General features: G+C 49.3%; 12 protein-coding genes. 10 read left to right on the top strand and 2 right to left on the bottom strand.

All coding sequences use genetic code 11. The features are described 5' to 3' along the window. Window positions 1-50: 50 nt before the first annotated feature. A complete protein-coding gene (locus Q0614_RS03875; protein WP_298786672.1) occupies window positions 51-2,258 on the top strand; it encodes an endonuclease MutS2 in 2,208 nt (735 codons plus the stop codon). A gap of 420 nt (window positions 2,259-2,678) precedes the next feature. On the opposite strand, the gene Q0614_RS03870 is transcribed toward Q0614_RS03875, so the two are convergent. Next, window positions 2,679-2,837, bottom strand: coding sequence for a hypothetical protein (locus Q0614_RS03870; RefSeq protein ID WP_298786670.1), 159 nt, complete (start codon window positions 2,835-2,837; stop codon window positions 2,679-2,681). 194 nt (window positions 2,838-3,031) lie between these two features. Here Q0614_RS03870 and Q0614_RS03865 point away from each other — a divergent pair, with 194 nt between their 5' ends. The 5 genes from Q0614_RS03865 to Q0614_RS03845 all read left to right on the top strand — a co-directional run bounded on the left by Q0614_RS03865 (window position 3,032) and on the right by Q0614_RS03845 (window position 5,094). Then, window positions 3,032-3,754 carry a CorA family divalent cation transporter gene (locus tag Q0614_RS03865; protein WP_298786668.1) on the top strand — a complete coding sequence of 241 codons (723 nt, stop codon included), beginning with the start codon at window positions 3,032-3,034 and terminating at the stop codon, window positions 3,752-3,754. A 17-nt stretch (window positions 3,755-3,771) separates the two neighbouring features. Further along, window positions 3,772-3,939: a hypothetical protein gene (locus Q0614_RS03860; protein WP_298786667.1), complete on the top strand. Its 168-nt coding sequence runs from the start codon at window positions 3,772-3,774 to the stop codon at window positions 3,937-3,939. 87 nt (window positions 3,940-4,026) lie between these two features. Then, a complete protein-coding gene (locus Q0614_RS03855; protein WP_298786665.1) occupies window positions 4,027-4,185 on the top strand; it encodes a hypothetical protein in 159 nt (52 codons plus the stop codon). A 53-nt stretch (window positions 4,186-4,238) separates the two neighbouring features. After that, window positions 4,239-4,724, top strand: coding sequence for a hypothetical protein (locus Q0614_RS03850; protein WP_298786664.1), 486 nt, complete (start codon window positions 4,239-4,241; stop codon window positions 4,722-4,724). Continuing rightward, a complete protein-coding gene (locus Q0614_RS03845) occupies window positions 4,624-5,094 on the top strand; it encodes a methylated-DNA--[protein]-cysteine S-methyltransferase (protein ID WP_298786662.1) in 471 nt (156 codons plus the stop codon). Before Q0614_RS03850 ends, Q0614_RS03845 begins: the two co-directional genes overlap by 101 nt. Window positions 5,095-5,838: 744 nt before the next feature. On the opposite strand, the gene Q0614_RS03840 is transcribed toward Q0614_RS03845, so the two are convergent. Continuing rightward, window positions 5,839-6,096 carry an MGMT family protein gene (locus Q0614_RS03840; protein WP_298063546.1) on the bottom strand — a complete coding sequence of 86 codons (258 nt, stop codon included), beginning with the start codon at window positions 6,094-6,096 and terminating at the stop codon, window positions 5,839-5,841. Between the two features lie 148 nt (window positions 6,097-6,244). Here Q0614_RS03840 and Q0614_RS03835 point away from each other — a divergent pair, with 148 nt between their 5' ends. The 4 genes from Q0614_RS03835 to Q0614_RS03820 all read left to right on the top strand — a co-directional run. Next, a complete protein-coding gene (locus tag Q0614_RS03835) occupies window positions 6,245-7,345 on the top strand; it encodes a hypothetical protein (RefSeq protein WP_298786660.1) in 1,101 nt (366 codons plus the stop codon). A gap of 229 nt (window positions 7,346-7,574) precedes the next feature. Beyond that, a complete protein-coding gene (gene pepE, locus Q0614_RS03830; RefSeq protein WP_297942947.1) occupies window positions 7,575-8,408 on the top strand; it encodes a dipeptidase PepE in 834 nt (277 codons plus the stop codon). Window positions 8,409-8,638: 230 nt separating this feature from the next. After that, window positions 8,639-8,764, top strand: a complete 126-nt coding sequence (locus tag Q0614_RS03825; RefSeq protein WP_298786658.1) for a hypothetical protein — start codon at window positions 8,639-8,641, stop codon at window positions 8,762-8,764. Between the two features lie 307 nt (window positions 8,765-9,071). After that, window positions 9,072-9,643: DUF4272 domain-containing protein (locus Q0614_RS03820; protein ID WP_298786656.1), on the top strand; the 572-nt coding region annotated here is incomplete at its 3' end.

Below are 9,643 nucleotides of genomic sequence, written 5' to 3'. Positions count from 1 at the left end.
CGCGGGCGCGGAGTTTAAGGGCAAAACCTACAAGATTAAAGAGTGCGTTTATGATCAGTGACGAACTTTTTACGCGCCTCGATTTGAGCGAGTATCTAGCCAAATTTAAAAGCTTTTTGGCGCGCGAAAAGCCGCTGTTTTTAAGCGGCGATAGCAAGCTAAATTTTGAAAAAATTTCAGAGCTTACAAAATTTGATCTCGCGCAGTGCGAGAGCGTCGCGAACCTAGACGACGCGCTGATGCGTATCTCAAAGCACGGCGTGCTGCATATCAGCGAAATTTACGAGTTTAGCAAGATCGTCCGATATTTTTTGTATCTCAAAAAGCAGCCTTTTGAGGGCAAACTCGCCGCCTGGCTTGCCAAGATCGAAATTCCTGCGCCCATCGCGCAATTAAAGGATTATTTCGACGATCAGGGCGGCTTTCGCGACGCGATAGACGAGCGCTTCGGCGCGCTGAACGAGGCGTTTAAAATAAAAAAGGGCGAGATCGAGCAGACGCTAAAAAGGCTGATCTATTCCAAAGCTCTTGCGCCCTATCTCGCCGACACGCAGATCCACTACATAAGCGACACCGAGGCTCTGCTGGTGCGCGGCGGCTTTAATCACGTGCTAAAAGGCAGCGTCGTAGCGCGCTCAAGCGGAGGCTATTTTTACGTGCTTCCCGACGCGATCGCGGCTCTGAAGTCCGCTCAAAGCGCGATTTTGGATAAAAAAGAACAGATCGTATTCGAGCACTGCAAGCAGATCAGCGCGGTTTTTAATAAGAATTTAGCTTTTTTAAAATTTATAAACGCCGCCTTCGATGCGATCGATGCGCTGATTGCGCGCGCTGCGATGGCAAGAGCGAGCGATTATGAGTTCATCCTGTCTGAGCCCTCGCGCGACATCGTCCTAGACAGCTTCGCCCACCCCGCGCTTAAAAATCCAAAGCGCGTGAGTGTGGAGTTTTGCGGCAAAATTCTGCTCATCACCGGCGTGAATGCGGGCGGAAAATCGATGCTTTTAAAAAGCATTCTAAGCGCGGCGCTGTTAGCCAAATACCTCCTTCCGATGCCTATTCGCGCAAGCCTCAGCCGCATCGGCACCTTTAAGGAGTTCGAGCTCATAATGGAGGATCCGCAAAACTCCAAAAACGACATCTCGACCTTCGCGGGCAGGATGGTTGCATTTAGCAAGCTTTTCGGGCGCAAAGAAATTCTAATCGGCGTCGATGAGATCGAGCTGGGTACCGATTTTGAGGAGGCTGCGAGCCTATACGGCGCGATGATCGAGCAGCTGATAAGCGGCGACGTGAAGATGATCATCACCACGCATCACAAGCGCCTAGCGATGCTGCTGGCGAAAGATCCGCGCGTGGAGCTGCTGGCGGCACTTTACGACGAGAAAAACAGCGCGCCGAAATATGAGTTTTTAAAGGGCACGATCGGCAAATCCTACGCCTTTGAAACCGCGCTACGCTACGGTATAGCGCAAAATTTGATCGCCGCGGCGCGCAAAAACTACGGCGAAAACAAAGAGAACCTGAACGAAGCGATCTCAAAAGCGATAAATTTAGAGCTTGAGCTAAAACAAAAGCTGGCGCAGACGCAGCAAAAAGAGGAGAAATTAGACGCGTTGAGCGAAGCGCTAAAAGATCAACGCGAGCGTGCGCAAAGCGAGCTGAAGGCGGAGCTTTCAAGGCTACAAAACGAATACTACCGCGCGATTTCGGAGGCCAAACGCAGCGTGAGCCTAAGCGACGTGCGCGAAAAGCAGCGCGCCATAAACCGCGCAAACGAGCTCGCACGGGCCGTGCAGCAGCCGGAGCTCAGCACGCCCGAGCCGCAAAGCTTCAAGGTGGGTGATCGCGTCAAATACGGCAAGATCAAGGGCGAAATTTTATCGCTTAACAAAACCCAAGCGCTGATGCTAAGCGACGGCATCAGGCTGCGCGTGCCGCTTAGCGAGCTAAAGCGCAGCGGTGCGGTACCCGCGCCCGTAAAAAATATCAGCATCAAGGTGCAAAAGCCCACCTCCGCGTCGCTCGTGCTCGATCTGCACGGCCTGCGCGCCGAGGAAGCGATCAGCAGGCTTGATAAATTCATCAGCCAAAGCCTCGTGATGGGCTTTGATGAGATCATCGTCAAACACGGCATCGGCACGGGCAAGCTCGCGTTCGCAGTAAAGGAATTTTTAAAATCGCACCCGAGCGTCAAGGGCTTTCGCGACGGCACGCCCGCAGAAGGGGGCTTCGGCTCAAAGGTCGTCTCGCTTTAGACTTAGGCTAGAAGACCTTTTTGCTTCAGACGTGAGCGCGAACGATACGAAATTCGCTCATTTCATCTATGCCTTCGCCGAGGTTTTGCAAAAGCACGAGTGCTTTGAACGTAGAATTTCGCCGCGGAATTTGTAGCTTGGCTTTTACACTAAAATTTTATGCGACATGAGCCGCAATTTAAATTTAGCGCGGACGCAGTCCGCACCGCTTAAAGCGTCGTCGGGGGATGGGTGGGGTTTGTGGGCGAGCAGAGCAATGCAGTGCTGCGGGGCAGCGCCGTCTCTGCGAGAAGTGTGACCTCGCAATTCAAGCCTCCTTCCCGCCCCAAGAAAATAGAAATCACGGCGTGAATTTCGCGAGCTGTGAATTTAGGAATGAAATTTTATTTTGTAAATTTTTACAAAATTTTATGATATAGCCTAGCGCTTGGATACATTATGTGCGATATTCGTAAGGGGGTGGCGCTCAGAGTTGCGAGGCGCGCCCGCCCCCTTACCAACCCCCACCCGCGCGACGCTAGCGGTGCGGACTACGTCCGCGTTAAATTTAAATTGCGACTGCGTCGCATAAAATCTCACCAATGATAAAATTCTTTCGTGCTTAAAATTTTAAAATTCCAAGCGCAAAAGAATTTTGAAATTCCAAATACGATAAAATTTAAGTGGCGGCGAAATTTCAGAATTCTGATCGGCAACAGAATTTCAAAATTCCGTAAATTTGAGCGGAATTTTGAAATTCCGTAAATTTAAAACGATTGAATAAGGAGGCTTCATTGAACCCGATTACCGAAAAGCGCAGCGTTTCGGGCTATTACTACGCCGAGGATCGCGAGTATGTATACTTCGTGACGGATGCGCCGCGCGAGCAAAACTACCGCTTTATTTTTGATTCGGGCGCGATCTATTCGCAAGATGACGCGGACGGCGAGGTGCGACCTAGCAGCGAGGCGGAGTTTTTCGCAGTCGTTAAAAAGATCCTCGCGCAGTACCGCGATAAAATTTTAGAGCACTCCGCAGAGCTTGAAAATTACGAAAAGATCTACACGCGCCGCGGCGATTTTTCAAAATTTATGAAAAGGCACTCTGTCCTAAAATACGAAATCCGCAAATTTCAAAACAAAATTTCGCATTTCTACGAGGCGCTGCTCATCTGCGCAAATGAGCAGCCGGCGCTTAAAAAGCGGTTGAAAAACTACGCCTACGAAGCGGGCGTTTTTAAAGGCGTAATGAGCGAATACGCCGTCAGGATCGAGGATATCTATCAATTCATCCAAGGCCTCAAAAACGACAAAATCAGCCGCAACATCTACATTCTCACGATCATCTCGTCGCTGCTGATGCCGCTAAATTTCATCACGAGCTTTTTCGGGATGAACACGACGGGGCTGTTTTTAAGCGGCTCGGCGCACGGCACGCTCATCGTGACGCTTGCGATGTGCGTGATTTTCGCGGCGATGGTCGGCTTTCTTATGCTCTACGCCAAAAAACGAAACTAAAGCGGAGGAGTTAAATTTTGAACAAAAACGAGCTTAAAAATATCCTAGGAGAATACCTCGGCAGGGAGATTGCGGGCGATTTTAGAGTGCTGAAAGAGCACGAGATTGCGCTCTGCAACGATGCGACAAAATTTCCTTTTGAAGGCGATAGCGGGCTGCTGCGCGAGTCTTGTATCTTTGCATAGGGCGGCACCGGCGATCTTTGGCTGCTAAGCTCTAGCGGCGAGATCGCGTTTTACGACCATGATTTGGAGTTTTTGTCCGAGGCAAATTTGAAAAAATTCGATTTAAATCTTGCGGGCTGGCTAAAGATCACCGAGCTTTTTTGCAAATTTGAAGCCGTTAGCAACCCGAGTAGCGCGCAAAAGACGGAGTTTAAGCAAAGCGTAGCTAAAATCTGTCCGCAAATTTTAGAAATTTGGGAAATTTAAGCGCTGTTTGCGGCGCCTAAATTTAATCGTAAAAGCGCAAAATAGGAGAAGCTATGAAATTTATATCTTATTACGACTCGCCGCTTGGCAAAATCACGCTCGCAGGCGATGGGGCGGGGCTTTGCGGACTGTGGTTCGAGGGCGAGAAATACTACGCGCACGCTCTTGCGGCAAGCGGTGCGGACGGCAAATTCTACGCGCGCGATATTGCGGCAAAAACAGATGCCGCTGCGAGAGAGGGTTGCTACGAGAAAAGCGGCGCGCTAGAGACGAAAAGCGGTGCGGATAAAAGGCGGAGTAGCACTGATCTGCTCGCAAAAGAGCAGCGCGCCGCGAGCGAAACACAGCGCGATTTTACAGCGTTGAAAAAGAGTAAAAAGAGCGATTTTGCGGCAAAAGCGGCGAACGGCGCAGACGAAAAGTACAACGCGTGCGATTTTGCAGTTAAAGACACGGGCGAAAAATCTCACGCGACCAATCTTTCAGCGCAAGGGCGCGAGCGGAAAATTCTGCGAAAACGAGCAAAGCGGATACTTTGAGGAGAAAAACCTAGCCATTTTCGATCAAACCAAGCGCTGGCTCGATCTGTATTTTAGCGGACGCGAGCCGGGTTTTACGCCCGCTCTAAATCCCGTGGGTTCGGCATTTAGGCGCGCCGTGTGGGAAATTTTGCTTAAAATTCCTTACGGACGGACCACGACCTACGGGCAGATCGCGCGCGAAATTGCCGCAGCATGCGGGCTAGCGAAGATGCCCGCGCAAGCCGTGGGCGGCGCCGTAGGGCACAACGAAGTCTCGATCATCATCCCCTGCCACCGCGTCGTAGGCACGCACGGCAGCCTCACGGGCTACGTGGGCGGCATCGATAGGAAAATAAAGCTGCTGCAGCTTGAAGGCGTCGATATGTGAGGGCTTTTCACGCCCCCAAATAGCACCGCGCCGTAAGAATGCAATTTAAGCGGCCGGTAGCACGCGCAACGCCCAAAAATAGCTAGCCGGATAGCAAAGCTGCGCAAGATGGGGCCTGCCGCCAAAGGGACGATAAGCGTTGCGAGCCGTATTGCTAAATGAGCCTAGCTACGCCGCCGAAACGGCGTCCCGTGCGAAGCTCGAATCGGCGCACCGCAAAACGTCCCACACCGGTGCGCTCAAAGAGTGGATTGAGTAAATTTTAAAATTTCGCCGCTTTTCTCCGCCTCTCACAGAAGTCGCATCGATTTAAAATTTTAACGCGCCGAGGACGAACAGATCGACCGCTACAAAATTTGCGATAGCTCAAATCTACAAGCGGTGCCGAAACGGGCGCGAAAGCCTGCAGCGAAAAAACTAATAAGCGGCGTCGCATCTGCTTCGTAAAACTGCGGCGGGCTGATTGCCGAAGAGCTGCTTAGTGCAGCATTTAAGCCGCCGCGCAAAAAAGATAAAATTCTATTCTATCTTTTCCGCATGATGATTTACGCCGCATCTACAAGCAAATAAAGCTCGCAGGCTCTTGGCGATCGGCGGCGCCTAGCTTCCATCTCACCCTGCCGCCGCTTTGTAAATTTAAAATTTCGCGCCGCGGACAATTTAGAATTTTTGCTGCAAATGATTTGAAATTTCGCGCTTCAAACGATCTGTAAATTCCGTGCTTCAGGCTGTAGCAATTAGATCTTAGCGCTCCCAGCGATGCTTTTTCATACGGGCGCGCTCGCCTCTAAATTCCACGCCTTCGGCCTCTAGCAGTTCGCGCTGAGTCGCAAAGCTCGCCGCCAAGGCTCCTGCGTGGTTTACGACGCGGTGGCACGGGTAGCTGCCGTAAGGCTCTGCTTGCGAGAGCACGCGCCCCACGAGCCGCGAGCAAGCGGGTAGCCCGATCAAGCGTGCGATCTGTCCGTAGCTAGCGACCCTGCCCGCGGGGATCTCCTCCACAAGGGTAAAATTTCATAGATCAAATTTTGTGTCAAAACCATGGCGTAATTATACTTTTTCGCATTTAAATTTAGACCTAAATGTAGCCGCTTTGCAGCGCCAAATTCGATATAATTTCTAAAATTTAGCGCTTTAAAAGGAGCGAGCTGTGGACGAGAAATTTCAATCAGACACGAAAGAGCTGGACGAGAAATTTGCCGCTATCCCTGAAAATTTAAAGAAGCGATACGATAGACATAGATTTATCAGACGCGTGATTATGGCGTATTGGTCATCAGCGTTTGCTACTTTTTATTTTTTAATGATATTGGGAATATATTTAGAGTCATTTTTTACAAATATCGGTATAAAATTATCATCTGAAATTTTTATATATATTCGTGATGTCGCGATAATAGTTTTGCCTATATGTGCGACGATCTGTTTTTTGAAATACACTAAGACTAAGCGATACAGCAACCTTTTTATCAAGGATCAAGGAGATAGTTTGTTGGTTTTTACGATCGAAAATTTTGCCAGCATAGTTTTGATTTTATATCCGATTCTGCTTATTTTGGGGTCATTTTTCGTCGAAGATAATGACGGAGGATATGGTATTTATGCATTTTTATACGGCCTCTTAGTGGCTCCAATCTGCTTGTTAATCTTTGCGATATGCTATTTTTTCAATAAAAGCTCATATACACCCGCCTCCGAGACCCCGGATCTACGCAGGGAGTCCGTCCTAGCGGCTCAAAGCGCAAAATCCGTAAAGGAAAGACTAGACGAACTAAATTACCTGGACGCAAAATTTAAAAATATACCACGCAATCTAAAAAATCGCTACGACACACATAGGCTTATCAGACGCTCTAGCATGACGTTTGTGGGCTTTACGGTTTTAGTTTCGTGGTTTGCAAGCTTTGTAAATAACGTTCTGGGCGGGCTTTTTTCTCTTGCTGCGGTGTTGGTTTTACCATATATTTTTACGCGAATTTATTTAAAAAGCTATCCGACGAAAAAATATAGCAAACTTTTTATAAAAAATCAGTGCTTTTCTCTGGCGGTTTTTATAATCGAAAATTTAGCCAGCGTGGCTTTGATCCTCTATCCGCTTGCGCTCATAATAGCGGCGCTGATCGCTAAAAATAATGAGAGGATAATAGGTCTGTTTTTGAGCGGTTCAAATGTATTATCGCTTTGTTTTCTTATTTTTACAGCGTGCTATCTGTTTAATCGAAGCACCTATATTCCGAAGGACGAAGCGTAAATTTCACTAAATTTAACCTTATGCCGGCGCCCTGAATTTCATTAAATTTAGCCGCGCTTTTAAATTTTACGACGCGGCGTCTCGCCTAATTTCGGAATTTAGCAAGCTTTAAATTTTACCTTGCCGAGAGCTCCGCGCAAGCGAAATTTAAACCGAATATTCAGTCTCTCTTTATATGTAAAGGAATATAATTTCAAAACAGATATCAACTTTGATTAAAGGAGAAAAGATGCAAAATCAAAGACGAGACCTACTAAAGGTAGCCGCTTTGGCGGCGGGCGCTGCGATGCTCGGTACGAGCGAACTAGCTGCGAGCGAAAAGGCGTTTAAGCTCTCAAAGCGTGATCATAGCAAGCAAAGAGCGCTGCTGCTCTCAAGCTCGGGCTACAAAGACACGAAGTATCTATCGCACGCGGTGTCGTGGATCGGTAAATTTGCGCAGGAGAACAACCTCGCGGGCAAAAAGATCGTTTTCATCCCTTACGCGAGCCTTCGCAGGAGCTACGACGAATATGAAAAGCGCGTCAAAGAGGCGCTTGCGAGTTTAAATTTAAACATAGTCGGCGTCCACCACGCTAAAAATGCCGCAAAGGAGGTCGCGAGCGCGGATTGCATATTCGTAGGCGGCGGCAACACCTTCAAGCTCGTGCACGATATGTACGAAAACGAGCTCATCGCTCTGATTAGCAAAATGGTCGAGGACGGCACGCCGTATATCGGCTGGAGCGCGGGTTCGAACGTCGCGGGCGCTACGATGATGACGACGAACGATATGCCGATCATCGAGCCTGAGTCGTTTAATACCTTCAACATCTTCCCGCACCAGATCAATCCGCACTTCATCTCGGGCAAGCCTGCGGGGCACAACGGCGAGAGCAGAGAGGAGAGGCTGGAGGAATTTTTGATCGCTAATCAAAAATCGACCGTTTATGCGATGCCGGAGGGTACGGCGTTTTGGCTTGAGGGCGAGAAGGCGACCGTGCTCGGGCCTGCTGCGGTGCTAAAGATGAATTATAAACAAAAGGTTAAATTGATCGAGCCGGGCAGCTCGTTTAAGTATTAATCGCACCCACTTAAATTTAACTGAGAGGTGCCAGACGGCACCGCTCGGCCAAATGCGCGAATCGGTTAAATTTTAATTGCGGCGCTCGGCTAAATACGGGCGCCGCTTTTTAAATTTACGCGGCAAAGCGCGCTTTGCTTATGCGGACACGCGATCGAAAGATAAACATCGATTTAAAGCGGCGTGCGACCCCTGAAGCCATAAAGAGTAAAATTTAAAACGGAGATAAAATGCCCTACATCCACCTTCTTATGCCGCTCGGCGATTTTATTCCATATATCGCGGACATCCTTGCCGGCTGCGGCGGGACGGTATATTTGCAAAAAAAGAGGCGGCGGCACTTATGGCGCCGCTAAAACCGGTTCGAGTAACTGCCGAAACTTAACCGACCTGAGGCAAAGCTTAAATTTTTTTTATTTCGTCAAAACCGCCGCAAAAGCCTGAATTGCCCGCAAAGATATTTTACTACGATCTATATCGAAGCATCATAGAAGGCACGGGCGGGCGAGCGCGCGCCGTATAAATTAGCAAGACGAGGCGCGGAATTTTCGCCCGATTTGCAAAGCTCGGTTTGAACTTAAATTTAAAAAATCCGTCCCGCCGCCGTAAGCTGAAATTTTGCGCGATTGTTTTAAAATACGTTTAAAATTTTAAGGAAAGCTCATGGCATTTTCAGATTTTTTCAAAAAAGGTGGCAAAAATAGCGCAAACGCTGCAAAGATTGGCAAGAGCGCACAAGAGCGCAAGGATATAAGCATCGAAATTTTAAAATCGCAGGGCGTGCCGTACATTGACCATCTGCCGCTGCGATACGAGACGAGCGAGATCACTCCGCGCGAAAAAGACGAGGTCATCGCCCGCGCGATCTGCTCGTATGCGGCGATAATGTGCGCCTGTTCGATCAGAGACGAGGGCAAGCTCGCGGATGAGGATAAGCAGGGCGTGCAGGGCTTTCTAGATAACCACTACGGCTGCATAGACAAGCTCACGCGCATGGAGCGCCGCGTCACGCAAGGCGAGGCGAGCCGCGACGAGGCCATAAATATGGGCTGGAAATACGAGTCGCTGTGGGCGCTGATGTGGGCCATGGGGCTCGTGGAGGAGCTTAGCTTTCCAAAGGGTATCTGCGACTGCGCCTTTGTGATGGGCACCTTTAGCGGCGGTGATTTTTCTGCGCGCGTGAAGCTACGCGATGCGGATGAAATTTTGCAGGCGCTCGATCTCATCTACCGCTA

This window comes from uncultured Campylobacter sp., assembly GCF_937997595.1.
Classification (GTDB): Bacteria; Campylobacterota; Campylobacteria; order Campylobacterales; family Campylobacteraceae; genus Campylobacter_B.
Note: the sequence above shows the minus strand (reverse complement) of the source record. Positions and strands in the feature narration are given on the sequence as shown.